Source organism: Rhodoglobus sp. GW821-FHT12B09 (genome assembly GCF_058809925.1).
In genome coordinates, this window is the sequence record NZ_JBXATB010000004.1 from 264,336 (window position 1) to 287,841 (window position 23,506).

The 23,506-nt window shown below is 68.2% G+C and carries 23 protein-coding genes; 12 read left to right on the plus strand and 11 right to left on the minus strand.

From position 1 onward, the window contains the following. Nucleotides 1-16 precede the first annotated feature (16 nt). A complete protein-coding gene (locus AC1RTC_RS10690) occupies nucleotides 17-805 on the plus strand; it encodes a 3-oxoacyl-ACP reductase (protein WP_493155513.1) in 789 nt (262 codons plus the stop codon). Between the two features lie 16 nt (nucleotides 806-821). Then, on the plus strand, nucleotides 822-1,559 hold the full coding sequence (locus AC1RTC_RS10695) for a FadR/GntR family transcriptional regulator (RefSeq protein ID WP_493155514.1): 738 nt from the start codon (nucleotides 822-824) through the stop codon (nucleotides 1,557-1,559). Nucleotides 1,560-1,764: 205 nt separating this feature from the next. Here AC1RTC_RS10695 and AC1RTC_RS10700 read toward each other — a convergent pair whose 3' ends face one another. Genes AC1RTC_RS10700 through AC1RTC_RS10725 form a run of 6 tightly spaced genes read right to left on the minus strand, consistent with a single transcriptional unit; the run spans nucleotide 1,765 to nucleotide 4,103 of the window. Further along, a complete protein-coding gene (locus AC1RTC_RS10700; RefSeq protein ID WP_493155515.1) occupies nucleotides 1,765-2,205 on the minus strand; it encodes a YdeI/OmpD-associated family protein in 441 nt (146 codons plus the stop codon). Beyond that, the gene (locus tag AC1RTC_RS10705; protein ID WP_493155516.1) at nucleotides 2,206-2,601 is read right to left on the minus strand and encodes a hypothetical protein; all 396 of its coding nucleotides are present in this window, start codon (nucleotides 2,599-2,601) and stop codon (nucleotides 2,206-2,208) included. A 3-nt stretch (nucleotides 2,602-2,604) separates the two neighbouring features. Next, nucleotides 2,605-2,796: a hypothetical protein gene (locus tag AC1RTC_RS10710; protein ID WP_493155517.1), complete on the minus strand. Its 192-nt coding sequence runs from the start codon at nucleotides 2,794-2,796 to the stop codon at nucleotides 2,605-2,607. Between the two features lie 53 nt (nucleotides 2,797-2,849). Beyond that, nucleotides 2,850-3,263, minus strand: a complete 414-nt coding sequence (locus tag AC1RTC_RS10715; RefSeq protein ID WP_493155518.1) for a DUF6941 family protein — start codon at nucleotides 3,261-3,263, stop codon at nucleotides 2,850-2,852. Continuing rightward, on the minus strand, nucleotides 3,254-3,733 hold the full coding sequence (locus tag AC1RTC_RS10720) for a helix-turn-helix domain-containing protein (protein ID WP_493155519.1): 480 nt from the start codon (nucleotides 3,731-3,733) through the stop codon (nucleotides 3,254-3,256). The genes AC1RTC_RS10715 and AC1RTC_RS10720 overlap by 10 nt, the downstream gene beginning before the upstream one ends. Beyond that, a complete protein-coding gene (locus tag AC1RTC_RS10725) occupies nucleotides 3,726-4,103 on the minus strand; it encodes a hypothetical protein (protein ID WP_493155520.1) in 378 nt (125 codons plus the stop codon). Before AC1RTC_RS10725 ends, AC1RTC_RS10720 begins: the two co-directional genes overlap by 8 nt. Nucleotides 4,104-4,266: 163 nt before the next feature. Between AC1RTC_RS10725 and AC1RTC_RS10730 the strand changes: the two genes are divergently transcribed. The 4 genes from AC1RTC_RS10730 to AC1RTC_RS10745 all read left to right on the plus strand — a co-directional run bounded on the left by AC1RTC_RS10730 (nucleotide 4,267) and on the right by AC1RTC_RS10745 (nucleotide 10,720). Beyond that, complete coding sequence (locus AC1RTC_RS10730) at nucleotides 4,267-5,424, plus strand: SLC13 family permease (protein ID WP_493155521.1); 1,158 nt, start codon at nucleotides 4,267-4,269, stop codon at nucleotides 5,422-5,424. A 182-nt stretch (nucleotides 5,425-5,606) separates the two neighbouring features. After that, complete coding sequence (locus AC1RTC_RS10735) at nucleotides 5,607-6,143, plus strand: TetR/AcrR family transcriptional regulator (RefSeq protein WP_493155522.1); 537 nt, start codon at nucleotides 5,607-5,609, stop codon at nucleotides 6,141-6,143. Nucleotides 6,144-6,146: 3 nt separating this feature from the next. After that, complete coding sequence (locus tag AC1RTC_RS10740; protein ID WP_493155523.1) at nucleotides 6,147-9,032, plus strand: MMPL family transporter; 2,886 nt, start codon at nucleotides 6,147-6,149, stop codon at nucleotides 9,030-9,032. Continuing rightward, nucleotides 9,029-10,720, plus strand: coding sequence for a YhgE/Pip family protein (locus AC1RTC_RS10745; RefSeq protein ID WP_493155524.1), 1,692 nt, complete (start codon nucleotides 9,029-9,031; stop codon nucleotides 10,718-10,720). The genes AC1RTC_RS10740 and AC1RTC_RS10745 overlap by 4 nt, the downstream gene beginning before the upstream one ends. 7 nt (nucleotides 10,721-10,727) lie before the next feature. Here the strand turns inward: AC1RTC_RS10745 and AC1RTC_RS10750 are convergent, their stop codons facing one another. Beyond that, nucleotides 10,728-11,876 (minus strand): polysaccharide pyruvyl transferase family protein, encoded by a 1,149-nt coding sequence (locus tag AC1RTC_RS10750; RefSeq protein WP_493155525.1) that lies wholly within the window; start codon nucleotides 11,874-11,876, stop codon nucleotides 10,728-10,730. Nucleotides 11,877-12,002: 126 nt separating this feature from the next. On the opposite strand from AC1RTC_RS10750, the gene AC1RTC_RS10755 reads away from it, so the two are divergent. Both AC1RTC_RS10755 and AC1RTC_RS10760 read left to right on the plus strand, forming a co-directional pair. Beyond that, nucleotides 12,003-14,141, plus strand: coding sequence for a glycosyltransferase (locus tag AC1RTC_RS10755; protein ID WP_493155526.1), 2,139 nt, complete (start codon nucleotides 12,003-12,005; stop codon nucleotides 14,139-14,141). Further along, complete coding sequence (locus tag AC1RTC_RS10760) at nucleotides 14,138-15,445, plus strand: glycosyltransferase (protein ID WP_493155527.1); 1,308 nt, start codon at nucleotides 14,138-14,140, stop codon at nucleotides 15,443-15,445. Before AC1RTC_RS10755 ends, AC1RTC_RS10760 begins: the two co-directional genes overlap by 4 nt. On the opposite strand, the gene AC1RTC_RS10765 is transcribed toward AC1RTC_RS10760, so the two are convergent. Further along, nucleotides 15,367-16,047: a hypothetical protein gene (locus AC1RTC_RS10765; RefSeq protein WP_493155528.1), complete on the minus strand. Its 681-nt coding sequence runs from the start codon at nucleotides 16,045-16,047 to the stop codon at nucleotides 15,367-15,369. The genes AC1RTC_RS10760 and AC1RTC_RS10765 overlap by 79 nt on opposite strands. Nucleotides 16,048-16,223: 176 nt before the next feature. Here AC1RTC_RS10765 and AC1RTC_RS10770 point away from each other — a divergent pair, with 176 nt between their 5' ends. From AC1RTC_RS10770 to AC1RTC_RS10780, 3 genes are all read left to right on the plus strand, one after another. Beyond that, a complete protein-coding gene (locus AC1RTC_RS10770) occupies nucleotides 16,224-16,709 on the plus strand; it encodes a hypothetical protein (protein ID WP_493155529.1) in 486 nt (161 codons plus the stop codon). A gap of 185 nt (nucleotides 16,710-16,894) precedes the next feature. Further along, nucleotides 16,895-17,224, plus strand: coding sequence for a hypothetical protein (locus AC1RTC_RS10775; RefSeq protein ID WP_493155530.1), 330 nt, complete (start codon nucleotides 16,895-16,897; stop codon nucleotides 17,222-17,224). Nucleotides 17,225-18,505: 1,281 nt separating this feature from the next. Next, nucleotides 18,506-18,997 (plus strand): hypothetical protein, encoded by a 492-nt coding sequence (locus tag AC1RTC_RS10780; RefSeq protein ID WP_493155531.1) that lies wholly within the window; start codon nucleotides 18,506-18,508, stop codon nucleotides 18,995-18,997. Between the two features lie 638 nt (nucleotides 18,998-19,635). Here AC1RTC_RS10780 and AC1RTC_RS10785 read toward each other — a convergent pair. Genes AC1RTC_RS10785 through AC1RTC_RS10795 form a run of 3 tightly spaced genes read right to left on the minus strand, consistent with a single transcriptional unit; the run spans nucleotide 19,636 to nucleotide 21,922 of the window. Continuing rightward, nucleotides 19,636-20,028, minus strand: a complete 393-nt coding sequence (locus tag AC1RTC_RS10785; RefSeq protein WP_493155532.1) for a hypothetical protein — start codon at nucleotides 20,026-20,028, stop codon at nucleotides 19,636-19,638. Between the two features lie 51 nt (nucleotides 20,029-20,079). Continuing rightward, on the minus strand, nucleotides 20,080-21,096 hold the full coding sequence (gene corA / locus AC1RTC_RS10790) for a magnesium/cobalt transporter CorA (RefSeq protein WP_493155533.1): 1,017 nt from the start codon (nucleotides 21,094-21,096) through the stop codon (nucleotides 20,080-20,082). A gap of 16 nt (nucleotides 21,097-21,112) precedes the next feature. Beyond that, a complete protein-coding gene (locus tag AC1RTC_RS10795) occupies nucleotides 21,113-21,922 on the minus strand; it encodes a sugar phosphate isomerase/epimerase family protein (RefSeq protein WP_493155534.1) in 810 nt (269 codons plus the stop codon). An 87-nt stretch (nucleotides 21,923-22,009) separates the two neighbouring features. Between AC1RTC_RS10795 and otsA the strand changes: the two genes are divergently transcribed. Beyond that, entirely contained in the window at nucleotides 22,010-23,506 is a 1,497-nt protein-coding gene (gene otsA / locus AC1RTC_RS10800; RefSeq protein ID WP_493155535.1) for an alpha,alpha-trehalose-phosphate synthase (UDP-forming), read from the plus strand.

The window sequence follows — 23,506 nt, forward strand, 5'->3', positions numbered from 1 at the left end:
TCCACGAAAGGCAGACATGGCACTCACCAAGATCGACCTCACCCAGCGCCTCGCCGGGAAGGTCGCCGTGATCACCGGCGGCGCGAGCGGGATCGGCCTTGCGACGGCCCGCCGGTTCGCGGCGGAGGGCGCGCGCGTCGTCATCGGCGACTTCAACGCCGACGCGGGCGAGAAGGCTGCCGCCGAGGTCGACGGCCTCTTCGTGCAGGTCGACGTCACCGACGAGGCCCAGGTGAACAACCTGTTCGACACCGCCGCGTCCACGTACGGCTCGGTCGACATCGCGTTCAACAACGCGGGAATCTCCCCTCCCGACGACGACTCGATCGAGACCACCGAGCTCCCCGCCTGGGACCGCGTGCAGGAGGTCAACCTCAAGAGCGTGTACCTCTGCTCGCGCGCCGCGCTGCGCCACATGGTCAAGCAGCAGTCGGGCTCGATCATCAACACGGCGTCGTTCGTCGCGGTGATGGGCAGCGCCACCTCGCAGATCTCGTACACGGCGTCGAAGGGCGGCGTGCTCGCGATGACGAAGGAGCTCGGTGTGCAGTTCGCGCGACAGGGCATCCGCGTCAACGCGCTGTGCCCCGGCCCGGTGAACACGCCGCTGCTGCAGGAGCTGTTCGCCAAGGACCCCGAGCGCGCCCAGCGGCGGCTCGTGCACATCCCGAAGGGCCGGTTCGCCGAGCCCGAGGAGCTGGCGGCCGCCGTCGCGTTCCTCGCGAGCGACGACGCGAGCTTCATCACGGCGTCGACGTTCCTCGTCGACGGGGGCATCTCGTCGGCGTACGTGACCCCGCTGTGACGCCGCGCAGGCTCCGATGACTGACGCGGGGGACGCGACCTACGAGGGCCTTGCCGACGAGGTCCTGTTCCGCCCGGTGCGCAACGGCAACGCGTTCGAGGACACCGTGGCGCGCCTGCTGCAGACGATCCGCCTCGGGATCGTCGCGCCGGGGGAGGCGCTACCGCCCGAGCGCGACCTCGCCGCGCGCTTCTCGGTGAGCCGCGACACCGTGCGGGAGGCCATCCGCTCGCTCAGCGACGCGGGGTACCTCGTCGCCCGCCGCGGCCGCTACGGCGGCACCTTCGTGAGCGACACCATTCCCACGACGGCGATCGGCCCGGATGCCGCGGCCCCCACGTCCGCGGAGATCGAGGACGTGCTCGGCCTCCGCAGCATCCTCGAGGTGGGAGCCGCGCGCGCGGCCGCCGGGAGGGAGCTCACGGCGGTCGAGCGCGATCTGCTGTGGACTCGGCTCAGGGAGACGGCGGCGGCATCGGCCGACGACTACCGCCGGCTCGACTCGCGGCTGCACCTGACGATCGGCGAGCTGGTCGGCACACCCTCGCTCGTGTCCCTGCTCGCGGACAACCGCACCCGCGTCAACCAGCTGCTCGACGGCATCCCGCTGCTCGCTCGCAACATCGAGCACTCGAACGAGCAGCACGAGGCGATCGTCGTGGCGATCCTCACCGGCAGCCCGGAGCGTGCTGCCGACGCGATGGTCGAGCACCTCGCGGGCTCGGCGGCGCTGCTGCGCGGCTTCCTGTCCTAGCCGGGCCGCGCTCCGGTGCGCGCCTCGAACCCGCGCGCGTCTCGAAGCCGTGCGTGTCTCGAACCCCGCGCGGCCGGTGCGCGCCTCGAACCCATGCGGAGGTTTCGACACCATGCGGCTGCCGAAACCTCCGCATGGGGTCGAAGAGTCCGCGCGAGCTGCGCGGAGCTTTCCCTACGGCCCCGGCGGGCCCACGAAACCCGGCTCAGCTGACCGCGTCGATCGCCTTCGCGAGGTTCTTGTCGCGCGTGGCGTCTGACCTCGCTGCAGACCACGGCGACACGAAGCTGTTCTGCTTGGAGTACGAGAGCGCCTGGAACTTCTCCAGCACGCCCGCGTTCTTGAGGGCGAGCGCGAACTCCGCCGGCAGCTCGAGCACGCGCGGAGCGTCGTCGATCTCGACAGTCACGTCGACCTCGTCGCCGCCCTTGACGCCCGCGAGCTTCTGGTTCTCCGAGCTCACGCTGATCATGAACGCGCCCTTGTACCAGGAGACGCTGTTCCGGTACGTGTGGGAGCCGTTGATCGAGACGACCACGGGGTAGCGCTTCGCCGGGCCGAGCTGCGCCATGAGGTCTTCGGGCACGGCGATGCCGGCGGCGGTGTATCCCTCGCCCTTGAGAACTGTGCGGAAGCTGATGCCCACCTAGACCGCCGGGGGAGCCTTGGGGGTGCGCGGCTTGGCGGCCGGCTTCGTCGCAGGCTTCGCTGCGGACTTTGCCGGCGGAGTGACGGGTGCCGGCGGCGTGACGGGCGTCGTGGGCGCAGCGGGGGCCGTGGGCGCGACGGCGGTGGGAGTCGCTGCGGCGGGCGCGGTGGGCGTGGGGGCCGGGCTCGTCGGGGCCGGGCTCGTGGTAGCGGCGGGCTTCGCGGGCGAGTTCTTCGCCACGTAGATGCGCGCGGCGGTGGTCGCAACCAGCAGGAAACGGACGAGCAGCACGAGCACCGCGACGACGACGGCGAGCGCGATCAGCCAGAAGAAGCCGACCACGAGCAGGCCGAGGCCGTGGATGAAGTCAAAGGGTCCGTAGGTGTTCCACATGGTTCAGTCCTCCAGTTCGTTCTGCGTCTGCGCTTCCTTGACGACCGTGCCGACGGCTATCGCCACGGTGAGCCCCCAGCTCACCCACATCAGGATGAGGCGCCAGTCGCGAGGCCCTTTGCGCGTCGCCTGCACCGTACCCCATCCTCCGAAGAGAGCGCTGAGCAGAGTGGTATTGAAGATGAACTTCCGCATGTTCTGAGGCTACCTCGCGGCGCGATTCCACCCCACCCCTTGCGTGGTATCTCCTAGGCCGGAATCTCTCGCGCAGAAATGAAGTAGTGAGCCACCTCGTGTTTGTTGACGAAGAGCACGAGTTTGTATCTGCCGGAGGAGGGAATGTGCGGGCCCCCCGACAGGACCAACGGAATTGTGAATGGCTCGTCGGGAGCTTCGAGGCCGATCGGCTGGCCGAACACTTCTTCATAGCTGGGCACGCCTCGGTCCTCACCGTTTTCGCCGACCAGCTCTATTCGGACAGTGAAGTCCTCTGTGAGGTCAGAGTCTTCGATAAGGAGCTGTACGGCAATCGTGCTCGTGAACTCTGCCGGGAATGTCGCCCTGCCGATGCGGCTAATGCCCGAACCAAGGACATTGAGAAGCCCCTCCCGAATGGAAGCTGCGTCACAGACGGTGAAGATGGGAGCAGAAACTAGCGCCATTGAGCCTTCTCCCCTGTCGCAGAGCCCTGGGAAATCTGTGCGTCGGTCGTGGACAGGGCAGCATTTGCCCCTGCAATTGCGCGCGTGTGGACAAGATGATGGCCTGGGGCCACCATGCGATCACGGTCTGCCATGGTCAGAGCAACGGTTTCGGGCGCGCGCCGCTCGGCTCGTGCGCGACTGAATTCGCCCACTCGCGCGACGATGAGGTCAGCTTCGAAGCCCATGACCGCCAGATACTCGCTGAGGGTATCGATCTGTATGTTTCCAGAACCATTGAGAACCTGATGGACGGCGGAACGTCGCACGCCAAGGCGTAGTGCAATCTCGGACTGAGTCTGTTGCGAGCGCTCGAGGCTTGCGTTCAACACGGCGACGATTCGCGAGCGCAATCGCGCGGCCGCGCGCATGGTCTCGGGTGCTGCGACGGCCGATCGATTGGACTTGCGTCGCGCCAGGGCGTCAACCATGCGCTTTGTCTCCCTTTACTATCCACAAGCCCCGGTCCAGCTGGTTCCGTGGGATTTTGTTGTCTGCAGTTCGACCAGTTGCTTTTGCGAACCAGTGAGTGATTCTGACGGCCTTCCTGTGCGTTGCCGTTGCCTCAACCCAGTAGAACGGCAGTCGATCTGATGAGGTCTTGACTTCCCAGAGGTCGTCGACGAGATGCCTCATCTGAAGCGGTTGGTCAAGCTCTCCGTACGCTGCAAGCTGCTCTAGGCGTTCCAGCAGGTCGAAGTAACGCTTCTGAGCCCTCCGGTTCTTGGAGTTTCCGAGCTTCTCCAGTTCGCTCGCGGAGGGCACCTCACCGAACCGGTCATATGCGCCCTCCACGATCAAGGTCGATCCACTCGCGAACACAGGGCGATCGCACGAGGAGCAAGCGGGCCCGTGTTCAGTTAGAACTATACTCACGCGACCTTACCAATCGCCCAAAATTGTCCACAAGATTGGCCCAGTGTAGGGCGCGGCACCAGCGCTGCATCCAGTCGTACAGTTGACTGTGAAATCCGCGATCCTCGGCGCCGTCCTCCTCGTTGTCGGCGCTGTCCTCGTTGCCACGGGCGTACTGCCGGTGCCGGATGCCCTCGCCGTCGCCGACCGGGTATGGCCGATCCTGCTCTTCGTCGTGGCGATCACCGTGGTGACGGAGCTGGCGGCGGAGGCGGAGCTGTTCCGCGTCGTGGCGGAGCGCGCCGCCCGCTGGGGCCTCGGCCGTGCGTGGCTGCTGTGGCTGTTCGTGGTGCTCATCGCGGTGGTGAGCACCGTGTTCCTCTCCCTCGACACCACCGCGGTGCTGCTGACCCCGGTGGTGGTGCTGCTGGCGCGCCACGCCGGCCTGCCACCCCTGCCGTTCGCCCTCACCACCGTGTGGCTCGCGAACACGGCATCCCTTCTCCTCCCCGTCTCGAACCTGACGAACCTGCTCGCCCAGCACGCCCTCGGCGGCATCTCGCCGTTCGCGTTCGCGGCCCTCATGGCGGTGCCGGCCCTGGTCGCGATCCTGGTCCCGGTGCTGGTGCTCCTCGTCATCTCGCGCCGCGCGCTGTTCACACGCTATGAGCCGGATGCCCCGGCCCCCGCCGCGGACCGCGTCCTCCTCGTGGCGAGCGCCGTAGTGGTGGTGCTCCTCCTTCCCGCGCTCGTCTCCGGCCTCCCGGTGTGGATCCCCGCGCTTGCCGGCGCCCTCGTCCTGGTCGTGTTCTTCGCGGTGCGCCGCCGCTCGGCGCTCCGCTTCGGCCTCGTCCCGTGGCAGCTCGTGCTGCTCGCCTCCGGACTGTTCCTCGTGATCGAGGCCGCCCACTCCCTCGGGCTCCCGGCCCTGCTCTCGGCGCTCGCCGGCCACGGCGACGACCCGCTGAGCCTGCTCCGCCTCGCGGGCTCCGCCGCCGCCGGCTCGAACGTGGTCAACAACCTGCCCGCCTACCTCGCATTCGAATCCATCGCGGACAGCCCCGTCCGCATCGCCGCCGTCCTCATCGGCGTGAACGCGGGATGCCTCATCACGCCGTGGGCGTCGCTCGCCACGCTGCTCTGGCACGACCGGCTCACGGCGCTCGACGTCGAGGTGCCGTGGAAGAGGTACATCCTTCTGGGGCTCGTGGTCGCTCCGCTCACGGTGGGCCTCGCGACTCTGGCGCTCGCCGCAGTAGCTGGTTGAGTAGCGCGCTCTGGCGCGCGTATCGAAACCGGGGTTCGAGGATGCGAGGTTTCGATACGGCGCTAGAGCGCCTACTCAACCCGCGCTAGAGCGCCTACTCAACCCGCGAATTAGCTGAACGTTCACTGCCAAACTGACCGATCGGACAGATTCTGACCGATCGGTCAAGTACCGTCGAAGACATGACCACGAGGGAAGAACTCCGCACCATTGCGCTCGCCGAGTTCGCGGCCGCCGGCTACGGTGCCACCTCCCTGCAGCGCATCGCCGAGCTCGCCGGCGTCTCCAAGTCGAGCGTGCTCTACCACTTCGACTCGAAGGAGCACCTGCTCGAGGCGGCGATCGGCCCGGCCATCGACCGGATGCACGTCGTGCTCGCGCCGCTCGAGGTCGCCGGCATCGGCGACCGGCAGGCCTTCCTCGAGGCGTTCGTCGACTTCCTCCTCCAGTACCGCCTCGAGGTCAACATGTTCATCAACCAGGGGCCGTCGCTCGTCGACGTCCCCGTCATCGAGCGCGCGAACGAGCTCGTGCGCCGGCTGGCGGAGTTCTTCGCGACGAACTCCGACTCACTCGAGGAGAAGATGCGCTTCGGCATCGCCCTCGGCGGCGCGGCCTACATGCTGTGCAGCGTTCAGACTTTCGACCTCACGCAGGCCGAAACACCAGACGAGACCAGGGCTGCTCTCATCACCATCCTCACCGACCTCCTGGGGTAAAAAATGGCAACGCTCCTCTACCGTCTCGGCCGCTTCTCGTTCCGCCACTCGTGGCGGGTGATCGGCGTCTGGGTCCTGCTCCTCATCGCCACGCTCGGCGGCGGCATCGCCCTCGGCGGGCAGACGCAGGACTCATTCGCGATCCCCGGCACGGAGTCGCAGGCGGCGCTCGACCGGCTCGAGGCCGTGTTCCCCTCTGTTGCGGGAGCCAGTGCGACGGGCGTCGTGGTCGCGCCGGACGGGGCATCCGTCGACGATGAGAAGGCCACGATCGACAAGCTCGTGACCGCGATCGAGAAGGTGCCCGGAGTCGACTCCGTCGTCGGCCCGTTCGACAAGTACGCGGGCAATGCGATCAGCGACGACAAGTCGATGGCGATCATCAAGATCCAATTCGACGGACCCTCGACGGATGTCACGGACAAGACCATCGCGGACCTCAAGGCGACGGCCGCCATCGGCGACGCCGCCGGGGTGCAGGTCGAGTTCGGCGGACAGGTGTTCCAGGAGACCTCCGTGCCGATCACCATCACGGAGGTATTCGGAGTGGTGTTCGCCGGGGTCGTGCTGTTCATCACGTTCGGCTCGCTGCTCGCCGCTGGGATGCCGCTACTGAGTGCCCTGCTCGGCGTGGGCATCGTCATGGGCGGGATCATGGCGACCTCCGCCTTCACCACCGTGTCAAGCTCGGCGCCGCTGCTCGCGCTCATGATCGGCCTCGCGGTCGGCATCGACTACGCGCTGTTCATCCTCTCCAGGCACCGGTCGCAGCTCGCCCGCGGCGAGGACCCCGAGGAGTCTGCCGCCATGGCCGTGGGCACCGCCGGCAGTGCGGTGGTGTTCGCCGGACTGACTGTGATCATCGCGCTCCTCGGACTGCTGGTCGTGGGCATCCCGTTCCTCTCTGTTATGGGTGTCGGCGCCGCCGTCGCCGTGCTGCTCGCGATCGGCGTGGCCACCACCCTGCTGCCGGCGCTGCTCGGCCTCGCGAAGGGGCGGCTCGCGCCCAAGGAGGGCTCGCGCGCGTGGAAGCGCGCGGTGGCCGCGGAGAAGGGCGATCAGAAGACCATGGGGATGCGCTGGGTGAAGGGCGTCATGAAGCGCCCGGTGCTCGCGACCCTCGGTGTCGTCGCCATCCTCGGCACGCTCGCGATCCCGGCCCTCAGCCTCGACCTCAACCTCCCGGACGGCGGATCGCAGCCGGAGGGCTCCACCCAGCGCCAGGCCTACGACCTCGTGAGCGAGGGCTTCGGCCCCGGCTACAACGGACCGCTCATCGTCGCGGTCGACATCACCCAGACCGTCAACATTCTCGAGGACCTCGACTCGATCGGCACTCAGCTGCGCGGCCTCGACGACGTCGCGTACGTCTCGCAGGGCTTCCCTGACGAGGGCCTCGACACCGCGATCATCCAGGTCACGCCCGACAGCGCCCCCGACTCGGTGGCGACGAAGGAGCTCGTGCAGAAGATCCGCGACCTCGCGCCGTCGATCGAGAAGAAGTACGACACCCCGATCTCGGTCACGGGCACGACAGCCGTGGGCATCGACATCTCCAACCGGCTCACCAACGCGCTGATCCCGTTCGGCCTCATCGTGGTCGGGCTCTCGATCGTGCTGCTCATGGCCGTGTTCCGGTCGGTGCTGGTGCCGGTCAAGGCGGCTGTCGGATTCCTGCTCTCCGTCGTCGCGTCGTTCGGCGTGGTCGTCGCGATCTTCCAGTGGGGATGGCTCAGCGATCTGCTTAACGTCGAGAACCCCGGCCCGATCCTGAGCTTCATGCCGATCATCCTGATGGCCGTGCTGTTCGGGCTCGCCATGGACTACGAGGTGTTCCTCGTCTCCGGCATGAGGGAGGAGTTCGTCAAGACCGGGGACGCGAGGTACGCGGTCGCGCACGGCTTCGCCAACGGCTCGCGGGTCGTGACCGCCGCCGCGCTCATCATGTTCTTCGTCTTCTTCGCGTTCGTGCCGGAGGGCAGCGGGATGATCAAGCCGATCGCCCTCGGCCTGGCGGTCGGCATCGCGTTCGATGCCTTCCTGGTGCGGATGACGCTCGTCCCCGCGCTCATGACCCTCTTCGGCAAGGCCGCGTGGTGGATGCCGAAGTGGCTCGGCCGCATCCTGCCGAACGTCGACATCGAGGGCGAGCAGCTGCGCGAGCACCGGCACGCCGTCGAGTGGGCGAAGGCGGAGGGCGACATCGCCCTGAGCGCCCAGTACCTCCTGGCCGGGTCGCGGGAGCACTCCGTGGGACCGCTGTCGATCAGCGTCGAGCGGGGCGCCGTCGTGATGGCCAGCGGCGACCCGGTCGACCGCAGGCTCGTGGCGGCGACGCTCTCCGGCCGGCTCGACCCGCTCGCCGGGCGCGCGCAGGTGGCGGGGCATCCCCTGCCCTCGGAGGCTTCTGACGTGCGCTCGCTCGTCGCGCTCGCCGACGTCGGGGGAGCTGCCCGTGCCGAGACGAGCGTCACGATCGGGGAGCTGCTCGCCGAGCGCCTCGAGATGACGCAGCCCTGGTACCGCTTCTTCAGCACGGCCCGCAGCGCGCGCCGCTGGCTCGACCGCGTCAACGCCGTGCTCGGCGACGACCGCGTGACGGTCCGCACGTCGAGCACCCTCGTCGAGCTGCCCCAGCTCGAGCGGGCTGTGGCACTGGCCTCCGTGGCACTCGCGGAGCGCACGCCCATCGTCATGCTCGACCAGCTCGACTCGTTCGCGAGCGACGAGGAGGAGACGGCCTTCGTCTCCGCCGTCGCCCGCCTCGCCCCCGCCACGACGACCCTCGTGATCGGCACGCCGGTCCCCTCCCGCTGCGGCTCGCTCGCAGACCGGACGGTCGTCACCATCGACCTCTACTCGCTCTCGGAAGAAGGGCTTCTCCGATGAAACGCTCCACCTGGCTCCGCTGGACCGGCCTCGCCGCCGTCGTCCTCATTCCGCTCGCCTTCGCCGGCCTCTTCGTCGGGGCCGTCGGCCAGGGCGACAAGGCGCTCGACTCGATCCCGGTCGCGATCGTGAACGACGACACCCTGCAGAAGACGACCGCGCCCGACGGCACGGAGCAGAACGTCTTCGCCGGCCGCCAGTTGGTCACGGAGCTCACCGGCTCCAAGGGCTTCGACTGGACGATCACCAATAAGAAGGATGCCGCGGCCGCCCTCAAGGCCGGCGACGTGTACGCCGTTCTCACCGTCCCGTCGAACTTCTCGTCCTCGATCCTGTCGCTCTCGGGCGACAACCCCCAGAAGGCGGACATCTCGATCCGCACCGATGACGCGCACAGCTACCTGACCGGGTCGGTCGCGCAGGTCGTCGGCCAGACGATGGCGGACACCTTCGGCAACGCCATCACGGCGCAGTACATCGGCGGCATCTACTCCTCGCTCGGCGAGCTCGGCACGTCGCTGGGCACCGCCGCGGACGGCGCGGCGCAGCTGTCGAGCGGCGCCTCGCAGTTGAGCTCGGGGCTTACGCAGTACACGGACGGCGTGCAGTCCCTCTCCAACGGGCTCTACCAGCTCAGCGACGGCGCGGCCGGCCTCACCGATCTCAGCACAGGCATCGGCACCTACACCGGCTCGGTCTCCCAGATCTCGGCGGGCCTCACGGCCCTGGCTCCGGCCATGTCGTCAGCGGACCCCGCCCTCACGGCGAAGTTCAACGCCCTCGTCGCCGGGCTCGCGAAGGCCGCCGGCCAGGGCGGCACGCTCGCCGACTCGACGTCCACGGCGATCTCGGGCGTGCAGGACGGCATCGCGCAGAGCGCCTACGGCTCCTACCAGCTGGCCCAGAACGGTCCGGCCCTGGTCGACGGCGCCAACGGCCTGGCCTCCGGCGCGACCAGCCTGTCCACGGGGCTCAAGTCGGGCGCCGACCAGATCCCCGCGACCAACGCGGATGCCGCGGCATCCTCTGCGGAGATCGCCGCCGACCCTGTGCAGCTCTCGGTCACGACCGACAACCCGGTCTCGAAGGTCGGCCAGGTCGTGGCGACGTTCTTCGTGCCGCTCGGCCTCTGGATCGGCGCGCTCGCGGTGTTCCTGGTGCTGCGGCCGATCACCCGCCGCGCCCTCACCTCGACGGCCCGCAACGGGCGGCTCGTGGCATCCGCCATCGCCCGCGCCAGCCTCGTGACCGGCGCCCAGGCGGTGCTGCTGACCGCCCTGCTGCACGGCGCGCTCGGCGTCAGCTGGAGCCTCCTGCCCGCGACCCTCGGCTTCTCGCTGCTGACGGCCCTCGCGTTCACGGCGTTCCACTACCTGCTCACGATCGGCCTCGGCCGCGCGGGCCTCGTGGTGTCGCTGTTCCTGCTCGCCGTGCAGGTGACGTCGACGGGCGGCATCTACCCGATCCAACTGCTCTCCACCCCGTTCCAGGTCGTGAGCCCGTTCCTGCCCCTGACCTACGCGGTCAGCGGGATGCAGGGCATCCTGTCGGGCGGAGACCCGGGGTCGGTGATCGTCTCGGCGCTCATCCTGCTCGCCTTCGGGGCCGGCAGCATCGTGATCTCGCTGTTCGCCATCCGGCGGACGCGGCGGGCCGGTGCGCTGGGGCTGGTGCCGCGCACGGCCTGATCGACGGCTAGTCGCGCAGGGCGCGCACCACACGGTCCCACCAGTCCGCTGACGCCGCCCGCTTCTCGTCCGAGAGGCGGGCGGCGTTCTCGCGTATCTCCTGGCGCCGCGCCCAGACCCGGGATGCCACGGCCCCGCCCCGCCCCGCGACCAGCTCCTCGACCGGCAGCACGCCGTCCTGGCCGAAGTTGCCGAGGGCGCCGCGCAGTTTGACGCCCGTGTAGTCGTCCACCGGAATACCGATCGCCGGCACGCCCGCCGGCACCGCGAAGACGACGGGGTGGTAGCGGCTGCTGACGACGAGAGCCGCTCCCCGCGCGAGGCGGGCCGCCTCCTCCGACGTGGTCGGGGTGATCACCGAGGCGGGGGAGCGCATGGCGCCGATGACGCGGTCGTGCATCACCGAGTCGCCGCGGGACTCGCCAGGGACCAGCGAGCCGAAGTGGGCGAGGAACCGGACGGGGAGCCCGAGCCCGTCAAGCAGGGACGCGATCTCGCGCACGACGGCGTCGCGATCGGCAGCGCCCACGTGGCTGGCGAGGCTGACAAGGCAGTAGTCGCCGACGACCGGCCGCTCGTCCACGAGGTAGCTGGCGTCGTCGATGGTCAGCTCGGCGGTCGCGGAGATGCCGAGCCGGTCGACGAGGGCGCGCGAGCTGGGCTCGCGCAGCCCGACGAGCCGCGCGGAATCGAGGAGCCGCGCGACGAGCGCCGCGTCAGCGTCGATGAGCTCCGGGCCGATCGTCTGGCCCGTGATCACGAGGGGAGTGCCGACGGCCGTGGCGATCGCGCCCAGTGTCGCCCGCTCGTAGATGTGCTGGGGCCACAGGGAGGTCATGTTGCCTCCGCCCGCGATGACGACTCCGTCTGCCTCGCGGACGGCGTCGATCACGGCGGCGGCGCGGGAGTCTGGGGCGGGGCCGAGGGCGGCGCGCATCCGGGCCCCGTTCTCGACCCGGTCTGCCCCGAAGCCGATCGGATCGAGGGCTCGGACGCCGTACCGCTCCGCGCTCTCGGCGGGGTGGGAGGAGAGCCCGACGATGTCGGCGGCCCCGCGCGCTCGGAGGGCGTTGACAAGGGCGCCGAACATGGCCTCGTCGCCGATGTGGACCATGTCGTCCACGACCCCGATGTCGCCGATGGCAATGATGCGCACGTGCCCCCCTTTTACATCGTCATGGCCTGTTCACGCTAGCCGATGACCGTGTTCGCAACATCCGCTTATAGTCGGTAGAGGTGCCAGCACCCGGCCCAGAAGGCCGAGTCGGCCGGAAGGGTCAACGTGGGTATCCTCACCTCCTTGGATGCAGTCCAGCAGGCAGATCGCCTGGTCGACTCGATGCGCCTGGCAGACGACCTCGCGTTCGAGGCGAGCCGTGACAGCGGTGTGCGCACCATCCGCGTACTCACGACAGCCCTGGCCAGTGACGACCAGGTCGTCGCCATCGCGGCCACCCACGCGCTCGCCGGGATCGTCGACGCCCAGGCGGACGTGGCCGTCTCCCAGCTGCTCTCCAGCGATCGCGGATTCCTCCGCGAGCACGCGGCGTGGGCGCTCGGCTCCAGGCTTCCCCGGTTCGACGCGGTCGGCCGGCTCATCGGCCTGGTCGCCGAGGGCGGTTTCGCCGGGATGGTCGCGCAGCGCACTCTCGAGCAGTGGTCCGTCTCCGCGCCCGAGCACATCGCGGTGGGCCTCGAAGGAGCGCTCCTCGGCATCGCCGAGCCGCCCGCCCGGTACCGCGTGGTGGAGACCCTCGGGCTCGTCCGCGCGCAGCTGAGCCTCGCCCCCCTGCTGCGGATCGCCTCGGACCCGGCCGAGGACCACACGGTGCGCGTGGCCGCGGTCTCCGCGCTCGGGCAGCGCGCCGGAATCGAGTCGGTGGCGGTGGCACTGCGCGAGCTCGCCTCCGGTGATGACTTCCTCTCCGACGTGGCACGGCTCTCGCTCATCGACCTGACGATCAGGGACGCCGAGCCGCAGCCCGGCGGCGGGCTCACGGTGGCCCAGCTCTTCCTCCACGCCGACATCGACGCGGATCTCACCCACGTGGGCAGCGGGGACAACGGCGGCATCGCCACCCTCCTGGTCCGCCTGGGCGACGCCCTCATCGCCGACGACAACCGGGTCGACAGGGTCATCACGATGTCGCGCGGCTCGGCGGCGGGAGCGATCGAGAGCGTGAGCGAGCTCGGTGCGACCACGGTCGGCCACGTCTTCGGGCGGGTGCCGCCGCTGAGCCCTCCGGTGCAGTCCGCGAACGCGTGGCCGCTGCGGGTCGCGGTGCGCCGGGGCATCCGCCGCATGCTGCGCGCCGCCGGCGGGGTCGACGTCCTGCACCTGCGCATGGCCGACGTCGGCAGCCTCGCCGCCGCCGACGTGGCCCGCGAGCTCGACATCCCGGTGGTGTTCACCGTCGCTCCCGACCCGCACGCGGTCATCGACTCCCTCGACAAGTCGGGCCAGCTCACCCGCTGGAACTTCGGCGACGTCGACGAGCGCGAGCACTTCTGGTTCCGAGCGCGGCTCGTGCAGCAGCTCGCCGGCAACGCCGACCACACGGTGCTCTTCCCCCGCCCCGACCTCGAGCGCGACATGCGCCGGCTCGTGGGCATCGACATCACCGCGCATCCCGAGCGGCACTCGATCGTGCCCGAGGGCATCGACCTGGGGGTCATCGACCGCGCCGTCGCCGAGGCGGAGGCGCGCGCCGCCGGGCTGCCCGCCACTCCCGCGATCGGGCGCCTCGAGTCCCTGCTGCGCTCCATGCCCGCCCGCCGCCGCGGGCTTCCGCTGCTCGTCAGCGTCGGCCGCTTCCACCGCGTGAAGGGCATGGCGTCCGTCGTCGACGCCTGGGCCCGCGGTCCTCTCGCCGACCGCGCGAACCTCCTGCTCATCGGCGGCGACCTCGACAGCCCCTCCGCCGACGAGGCGGAGCAGCTCGCGGCGATGGACGCCGTCGTCCCGCCCCGCCAGCGTGCGGCGCGCGGCCTGCTGCTCGCCGGCCACCAGCCGAACGACACGGCGGCGCGGTGGGTGGCCGCGGCGCGGTTCGGGATTCCCGGGCTCGCCGCCCCCGACGGCGTCTACGTGTGCGGCAGCTTGAAGGAGGAGTTCGGCATCGCGCTGCTCGAGGCCATGGCATCCGGCCTCTTCGTCGTGGCTCCGGACGGCGGCGGCCCCGCCACCTACGTCCGCCAGGGCGTGACCGGCCTGCTCGCCCCGACCTGGGACGTTGCCCTGCTGCGCGCGGCGATGACGGATGCCCTCGCCCTCGCCGGCACGCACGACCCGCGTGACTCCCGGGCGACCGTGGAGGAGAGCTTCACGATCCAGGCCATGGCGCACTCGCTGAGCTCCGTGTACTCCGACGTGCGCGCGGCGCAGGTCGCACTGCGCGACTGGGTGGTCCCGACGCCGTGACGCTGCTGGTCATCTGCCCCGACTACGCCTCCCACCTGCTGCCGCTGCTCACCCTGGCGACGTCATGGCGCGACGCGGGGGAGCGGGTCGTCGTGGCGACCGGTCCCGCGACCGCCGCGATCGTCGAGCAGTTCGGGTTCGAGCGGGTCAACCTGCAGCTCGGCAAGGGCTCCAATCCCGGCGTCATCCGGGCCGAGGACCAGCCGAAGGGCGAGGACGACGCGCTCCGCGGCTTCTTCGACGCGACCCGCCGCGGCATGGTGCCGACCCTGGCGTACCAGGCCGAGGCGCGACTGAGCGACTTCATGTGGGAGCCCGTGCGCATCGGGCGGGAGGTTCGGGCTGTGGTGGAGTCCGTCGCCCCCGACTCGATCATCGTCGACCACCTCGCGTTCAGCGCCCGGCTCGCGCTGATGGCGTTCGGCATTGCCCACGCCGACGTCGTGGTCGGGCATCCCTCGGCCCTGCCCGTCGTGGGCGAGGTCTACGGCTACCCGCCCGAGTGGCCGGCCGCCTTCACCCCGTCGGCGGCGGAGCTCGCCGAGCTGCGCGACCTGTGCGTGCGCGTGAGCGAGCACTTCACCGCCGAGTGGAACGCCGCCCTCGCCGAGCTCGCCCCCGGGTCCGCGCGCTCGGCCAGCGCGTTCGAGGAGCACGGCGACGTGCTGCTCTACAACTACCCGGCCGAGCTCGCGACGCCGCGGGGCGGGGCCGTCTACCTCGGCTCCGCCGTGCGGGAGGAGGAGCCGGACGACGAGGTCGAGCGGTGGCTCGCCTCGAGCGCCGAGCCGTTCGTCTACCTGAGCTTCGGCAGCTTCCTCTCGGTGCGCTCCGACGTGCTCGCGCGCGTGTGCGCCGCCCTCGCCTCGCGCGGCCTGCGCGCCGCCGTCGCGCTGGGCTCCGCCGATCGCGCCGACCTCGGAGACCTGCCCTCGGGATGGCTCGTGCGCGAGTTCCTCCCGCAGGTGCGGCTGCTCGGCTCCGCGGCCGCCGCGGTCACCCACGGCGGCAACAACAGCGTCACGGAGGCGATGACCTTCGGGGTGCCGCTGCTCGTGCTGCCGTTCTCGACGGACCAGTTCGCCGGTGCCGCCGCCCTCGAGCGCGCGGGCTTCGGCATCGCGCTCGCTCCCAACGAGGCGACGGCCGACGAGCTCGCGACGGGAATCGACCGCGTGCTGGCCCTGCCCCGGGAGCAGCTCGAGGCGCTCTCGGCGGGCCTGCGTCAGCGCCCGGGAAGCGTGCGGGCGTTCGACGCGCTCAACTCGCGCATCGCCTCGGCATCTCCCGACGCCGCGCGGTAGCGCTCCATGAGCGCCGCGTTGGCGTCGTACTGCTCGCCCTCGCGGGGCTGCGCCACGTGGTGCAGCGCGAACACGAGCCCCGGCTCGCGTCGGGGCGGCTCACCCAGGATCGTCTCGTGGGCGAGGTACCACGCGGCATCCTCGAAGCCCCACCCGCGGAAGCGCTCGTCCTGCCCGCCGTGGCTCGCCCAGGTGCGCGGCGTCGTGACGTACACGCCCGAGCACGCCCCGCGCACCAGCTCGAACTCGCAGTCCTCCAGTCGCGCGCCCGCCGCGAACTGCGCGGTTCCGGATGCCCCGAGCCAGCGGTACTCGTCGTAGGGGAGGTGCACGCGGCCCGACACCGCGGCGCCCTCGATCGCGGCGAGCAGGGATTCGCGCTGCGGAAGCGTGTCCGCGTCGCCGATGACCACGACCTCGTCCGGGTCGTCGACCGACGCGACGCCGATATTGCGAGCCTGCGAGAGGTTGAAGATGTCGTCGACGCAATCCACCAGCCGGATGTCGGCGCCCGGGAGGTTCTCGCGGTACCACGCGGTCACGGCATCGAGGGCTGCCAGCCGGGAGGGCTGCGGGCGCCAGGGGATCACGACGACGGTCATCGGATCAGCTTAAGGCGGGTTGAGTAGCGCGCTCTGTCGCGCGTATCGAAACCGGGCGCTCGCGGAGATCACGCTAGCGCTCGCGACTTCGCATCCCCTATTGTGAGTGCTGCTCACCACGAGGCTGGCGCGTGGTCGGGTCTTGTATCCCGTCCGTGTGCTTCGACTGGAGCTTCATGCCTGCCTCCTCCCTCTCGTCTGTTCTGGCTCGCGTCGCTGTTGCGACTTCGCTCGTTCTGGTGGTGACGCTGATCCAGCGGGTGCAGTTCGTGGCGGCCGAGGAGGTTCAGCCCATTCCGGAAGACGCTCTTGTTCCCGCGGCCCCGGCGACGGCGCTCGAGCAGACGACGTTCCCCGTCGAGGGCGACTACTCGGAGCCCCTGGCGCACACGGAGAGCCTTATCGATCTCCTTCGCAACCCGGCGTCCACCCAGGTGCGGTCGACGGAAGAGGCGGATCTCGACCTGTCTGAGCTCGTGCTCACGGACGACCAGCTCGTGTCGCAGGACGAGTTCACGAACACGTACGAGGTTGACGGCCTCAAGGTAGCCGACATGTCGGCGGTGCCGATCAACACTCGCACCAATGGGCTCCTTTGGGCATCCTGTTCTTGCCGATATGGACCTCCGGACTCACCTTGTCTTGGGTTGCCGGCCACATGAGCCCGGGAGGTGTGGGTGTTGGAACCCACTAGAAATGTTCGCTGGCATTGAAGGGACTGGGTATGCGAAGGTCCGCAGCTAGAACGACGATAGGCGCTGGATTGGTCTTGGTTGGATTGCTTCTGCTGTCGGGGTGCGACCAGTTCCCGTCGGATGAAATGGCACTCCAAGTCAGGGGCGATTCGATGATCCTGGTGCTGTGCGAGCCTCTAGAGGGCAAGGAAGTCACGATGCAAGAGCGTCTCGATGGGGACTGGGCAACTTTCTATAAGTCGTTCGATGAGTTCTCTTTCAGTGTCGGTGACGAGATAGTGATTGGTGGGGACGAGGGCGACTCTCTGGATACAACTATCGATCGTCTTCCGAGCAGCAAGGAGGGCACGGACATCTCGATACTGCTGGGAGGAAGGGGCGCGGATCGACTGCAAGGAGCGTTCACTATTCCAGAAGGAGGAGTTCCCGCGGAAGGCTGGCTTCGTCCCGACGGTTCGCAGTCCGAGTCTCCGTGCGACTAGCAGGTGCTCAGGAGGCACTTGCTAGCGACTGAATTGTCTTAGTCACTATTCGCCAGTCCCATCTCGGTGAGACGATAAACAGCAGGCGAGGAGAGATGCTCTTTGATACTGACCAGCCCGGTCTTGGCACCAGCTTTTGGATAGGCCAGAGACACCCACCCCGGAATTGGCTGCTCAATGGTGGGCCGATCGCGCTGCGGACGGGGTCTTCCGGACGAACGACAAAGAGTTCGACGATGAAGTCTGGGATCGAGCGATGGAAGTCTCGACGATTGTCGACGAGTTCGCTAGTGACCCGCGGTCACTGGGTCGATTGATTGAGGTCCTCGCTGCGGTTGCTCCGACCAAGGAGAATCTCCCATTCATCGGCACGGTCCATCTTGAGAACGCATACATTTCCATTGGCGACGAGGCACTACAAATCCTGGAATCAACTCACCTGCCCAGAGAGAGCAAGATCGCTATCCTAAGCGGGTTTCAGAACCCTGGTTATCCTGGCCCGCAACGCTGACCTCGTACTATGCAGAGGCGTGATCACTGCCTATTGCAAGACAGGAGTGGGAACTGACTGCCCACCCCGGTGTTGGTGCGTGAAACAAGCGGCGAGATCACCGAGCCGCCTTGCCCTCAGATCAAGATCGCCATCCGCATCGGGTTTCAGAACCCTGGTCATTCTGACCCGTAGAGAGGACCTTGTACTTTGCAGAGCGGTGTTGTGGTGTTCGGTGGCCTAGTAACGCTGGGTGGTGTCGTGATCGTATTGCTTCGCGGGAATCTGGGGCGATTCGCGCACGGATACTGGTCCGCCGTCGGCTCTAAGCGAGCGGCGAAGAGTGAGAGGTATTGGGTTGAGTATTCGCTTGCGACGGGAGTCATCGTCACGGTCGTAGGAGCGGTGGTCGCTCTAGTTGGCTTGTTCGGTAGTTCGGCCTAGGAGTGGTTCCTGAAGAATCGCACTCAGGAACTCTGGGCCGGGGTGTCTTTGCCGTTGGTCGTAGCTGGGGAATTCTTCGTGTTAGTCGGCGATGAATTCCAGGGATTGGTTCCCAAAGTCTTTGAGTCACACTCGATAAAGATGCAACTTGACGACCATCAAGCTGGTGCCCTTGCAATCTGGGCTGGAAACACGGTGGGGTTCTGGACTGGAGATGGGAAGCAGACTTTTAACCTCGAGACGGGGCACCAGGACGGCGACTTGCCCTACTGCATGTTCAACATTCAATGCAACCCGAATGGACGAGAGGACGGACCGTGACTAGTCGAAAGCCAACATCCTTGAGAATGTCCACGGTAGTACTAGTTTTCTCAGCGATGCTCGCGCTGGCCGGATGCGCATCTGAAGAGTCCATCGAAGGCTCTCTGAAACAAGCTCTGGAAAGTGATGTGGCTGAAGGAAGCTCGCTCATAGACTTTGACGCTCTTGTCGGCGGTGCTTGGACCGAGCTTGTGCTTGTTTGTGACAGCGCGTCGCCAGCCGATGTCAATCACGCGCTCGGTTTCGCTTGGGCCTCGGGTGATCAGCCGTTGCATTCGATGATGCTCTTCGCAGACGGCTCGAAGATGATCGCAACCTTCGACAGTGGCGATACGGCCCTCTCAAGGCAGCCTTGGATATACCCGTGCACCCCACTCAGCATTCAGACTGGGCCTCGTCAGGAGCCGGTCACTCTAGAACGGTCTTCGAGTGAGGTCCGGTTCACGTTCGACGATTCAACCTTCGGTTTCCCGCTGTGGTACATCGACGAGGGTGACTTCGACAGCTTGAGCGGCTGACGGAAGTGTTCGCGGCAGCACGATCTTGAGTTCTCCCGTGCGACAATCCGAACTGGGGTCATCTTGGACTGGCTACGGCCGGTAGGTGGCACCGCTGTTGAAGCTTCTGCCTGGACATCCTTTCAGTCGGTGCCGGGTACGCCCCGGGCTCAAGGCAGGTTGCTCTGCGAGTTTTTCCTACACATTCTGAGTAAGGGCGTGCATGTTTCCTCTCCATTCACCGTTGCTAGCCCTTGGTCTGATTCTGCTCGTGCTCGCCGTGATTCAAACGCTCACGAGGCGCGCATGGATTGTTCGCGCGAGACAGATAGTCGATCAACTGGGATGGCGCTGGTTCGTTGAACGCGGGCCGTCCTGGTGGGGGACGATCACAGTGATGATCCTCGTGCTCTTCTACGCGGGCGCTGCAGCGTGCCTAACTGTGGGGCTTCTGTGGGGCTTGTGAGCCGAAGTGCGGGAAGAATGAGGGTTCTATGTTGCGTGGACGCAACGGGGAAGACTACCGGTGCACGGGGCGCATCGAGGTGTAGCGAATGAGAGCCTTCTCGGCGGACGCTCGCGGCCGTGAGGTTTCGATACGGCCCTAGAGGGCCTACTCAACCCACGGCCCTAGGGGGCCTACTCAACCCGCGACGGAACTACGCGGCCTTCGAGCCCAGGCGCTCCGCGAGCGATCCGCCCTCGCGGGCCGCGGTGACCTCGCGCTCGACGTCCACGTCGACCGAGTCGGGGCCGGTACGGCGCACGAGGAGGGTCTCCTCGATCTCGTGCCACAGTTCTTCGTGTTCGGCGATGGTAGTCGGCGCCGCGACCCGGCGACCCGCAGCCTGAGTCGGGTTGAACGCGGTAGCGACGTGGTGGGCGATCGTGTCGGCGACGGTGGAGACGAAGACCGAGTCTTCGGCGGTGGCGCGGCCGAGAGTGATGCGGAAGCTGCCGCCGGGGCCGAACATCTCGAAGAGGCGCTCGCGCATCAGGTCGAAGACGATCTGCTGCTCCGCTTCGCTGCTGGTGGTGTGGCGCTCCGACATAGTCCCCAGTGTGGAGGACGCCTCAGGAGCGGCGCCGACAACACGCCGGAACTACAGCCAGTCGCGCTTCTTGAAGACGACGTACAGCACGACGGCGGAGGCCGCCATGAGGCCCAGCGCGAAGGGGTAGCCCAACGGCCACTCCAGCTCGGGCATGAACCTGAAGTTCATGCCGTAGATGGCAGCGATGAGTGTCGGGGCGAACAGGATCGCAGCCCATCCCGAGATCTTCTTCACCTGGTCGCCCTGGGCGATGCTGGCCCGGGAGAGGGCGCGCATCTCCTCGTTCTGGTTCTGCGTGACCAGCGTCGACTGCACGGTGAGCGCGTTCTGCAGCAGAGCCCGGAACGAGTCGGCCCGCGACACCGCGCTGAGGCTGTGGTCGAGCACGTCGTGCAGGTTGCGCCGCAGCTCGAGGTTGACGTCCTTCTTCTCATAGCCGTCTTCGAGGAGCTGCAGGATGTCGGCGAGCGGGTGTGTCGCGCGCTGGAACGCCATCACCTCGCTGGCCAGCTTGTAGATGCGCTTCGACACCTCGGGGTCGCCCTCGAAGAGCTGCCCCTCGATCTCGTCGATGTCGTTCTCGAGGCCGGCGATCACGGGCTGGAACTCGTCGACCACCTCGTCGAACACGGCGTACAGCACGGCGTGGGGGCCGAGGGCCAGTAGCTCGGGGGTCTTCTCGAGGCGCTTGCGCACGCGGCCGAGGTCGGGAGACTCGGCGTGCCGGATGCTGATCGCGAAGTTCGGCCCGATGAAGAGGTGCACCTCGCCGAACTCCACCTCCTCCGGCGCGTCCAGGTAGCGGGCCGAGCGCAGGACGATGAACAGCACGTCGCCGTAGTGCTCGATCTTGGGGCGCTGGTGGCCGGTCAGGGCGTCCTCGATGGCGAGGGGGTGGAGGCTGAACTCCTGCGCGACCGTGCGCAGCTCCTCCTCCGTCGGGCGGTACATGCCGATCCACGCGAAGCCTCCGTGGTCGCGCAGCTGCTCGAAGGTCTGGTCGAGGGTCACCGGCTCGGTCGAGCGCACGCCCGCGCGGTAGATCGCATTGTCAACGATGGGCATTGCGACAGGCTAGTCGCTATACGGCGGTACTTTGGCGGCGCGAGCGCCCGATGGCCACGTGCGTGCGGCCGAAGGCCACGGTCTCCGAGAGCATCGCGATCCGCTCGGCCTCGCGGCCCGCGCCGCGCGTGGCCACCTCGGCGATCAGCGAGCCGTTCCAGCCGCGCTGGCCGAGGTACTGCAGCACCTCCGCGACGGGCTGCGTGCCGAGGCCGGGCACGAGGTGCTCATCGGTGTGGCCGGCGCCGGTGGAGTCGCACAGGTGCACGTGGCGCAGCCGCCCGCCTGCCGCCATGGCGAGCTCGAGGCTGTCGCGGCCCGCGAGGGCGGCGTGCGAGAAGTCGAGAGTGATCGCGCGGGCGCCCGAGGCGATCGGGTCCCAGCCGGGGGAGAAGGCGCCGACGCTCAGCGGGCCGAGCGAGATCGGGAACATGTTCTCGACAGCGACCTCCACCCGGTAGTCGCCCGACACCTCGTCCACGTGCTCCATGAACCTGCGCGCGTAGCGCGGCTGCCAGCGGTACGGGGGATGCACGACCACCGTGGTCGCGCCGAGCTCGATCGCCAGCTCGGCCGAGCGCTCGAGCTTGAGCGCGGGGTCCGTTCCCCACACGAACTGCGTGAAGGGGAGAACCGGCGCGTGCACCGAGAGCACGGGCAGCTCGTAGCGGCGGGAGAGGGCCTCGAGCTCCGTGACGCTGCGGGTGGCCGGATCCTCGGTGATCATCACCTCGACGCCGTCGAAGCCCGCCTGTGCCGCGAGCCGGAACGCGTGCTCGAGAGACAGCGGGTAGACGCAGGAGGTGCTCATCCCTATCTGGATCATCAGTGCCATCGTGGGGGCCGCGGTTGTACGTCGCGGGTGCACCGGGTGAACGAGCCGTGAAGATCGCGCTGGTAACGTGGAAACGCAATGGCCTCTCCGACGCACGCGGAATACGACTTCGTCGTCGTCTCCAACCGCCTGCCCGTCGACCGGGTAGTCGCCGCGGACGGCACCTCCAGCTGGACCCGCTCGCCGGGCGGCCTCGTCACCGCGCTCGAGCCGGTGATGCGCTCCGCGGACGGGGCCTGGGTCGGGTGGGCCGGGCAGGCCGACCTCGAGATCGAGCCCTTCGAGAATGAGGGCGTGCACATCATCCCGGTGCCGCTCAGCGAGTACGACATCGCCAACTTCTACGAGGGCTTCAGCAACGACACTCTCTGGCCGCTGTACCACGACGTGATCGCGAGCCCCGGCTACCACCGCGAATGGTGGGAGAACTACGTCCTGGTGAACCAGCGGTTCGCGGATGCCACGGCCGCCGTCTCCGCACAGGGCGCCGTCGTCTGGGTGCAGGACTACCAGCTGCAGCTCGTCCCCCGGATGCTGCGCGAAGCACGGCCCGACCTGACCATCGGGTTCTTCAACCACATCCCGTTCCCGCCCTACGGCATCTACTCCCAGCTGCCGTGGCGCACGCAGATCATCGACGGGCTGCTCGGCGCTGACGTGATCGGCTTCCAGCGGGTCGCCGACGCGAGCAACTTCTCCCGTGCGGTGCGCCGGCTCACCAACTACGCGACGAAGAACCCCGCGATCGAGGTGGCCGTCCAGGGCCAGCCGACGCGCCGGGTCATCGCCAGGCCGTTCCCGATCTCGATCGACTCCGCGAGCTTCGAGGAGCTGGCGCGGGAGCCGCGCATCCAGGAGCGCGCGCGGGAGATCCGCGAGGGGCTCGGCAACCCGAAGACGATCATGCTCGGCGTCGACCGGCTCGACTACACGAAGGGCATCGGCCACCGGCTGAAGGCGTTCGGGGAGCTGCTCGCGGAGGGGCGGCTGAGCGTCGAGGACGTCACCCTCGTGCAGGTCGCGAACCCGAGCCGCGAGCGCGTGGCCGCCTACATGCAGCTGCGCGACGAGATCGAGCTCACGGTGGGCCGCATCAACGGCGACTTCGGCACGATGAGCCACCAGGCGGTGAGCTACCACCACCACGGGTATCCGCGCGACGAGATGGTCGCCCTCTACCTCGCGGCGGACGTGCTCCTCGTCACCGCCCTGCGCGACGGCATGAACCTGGTCGCGAAGGAGTACGTCGCGAGCCGTTTCGACGACGACGGCGTGCTGGTGCTGAGCGAGTTCACGGGCGCGTCCGACGAGCTCAAACGTGCACTTCTCATTAACCCGCACGACATCGACGGCATGAAGGATGCGATAGTGCAGGCGATCGAGATGCCGGCCAAGGAGCGGACCGCCCGGATGCGCACCATGCGCCGGCGGGTCCTGGAGAACGACGTGCAGCGCTGGTCGAGCAACTTCCTGCAGACGCTCGAGCAGGCGCGCAAGGGCCGGTACGACCGCATCGCCCCCATGGAGCTGCCCGACGAGCTCGAGTGGACAGTCGACCGCCGGTGGTCCAACTGA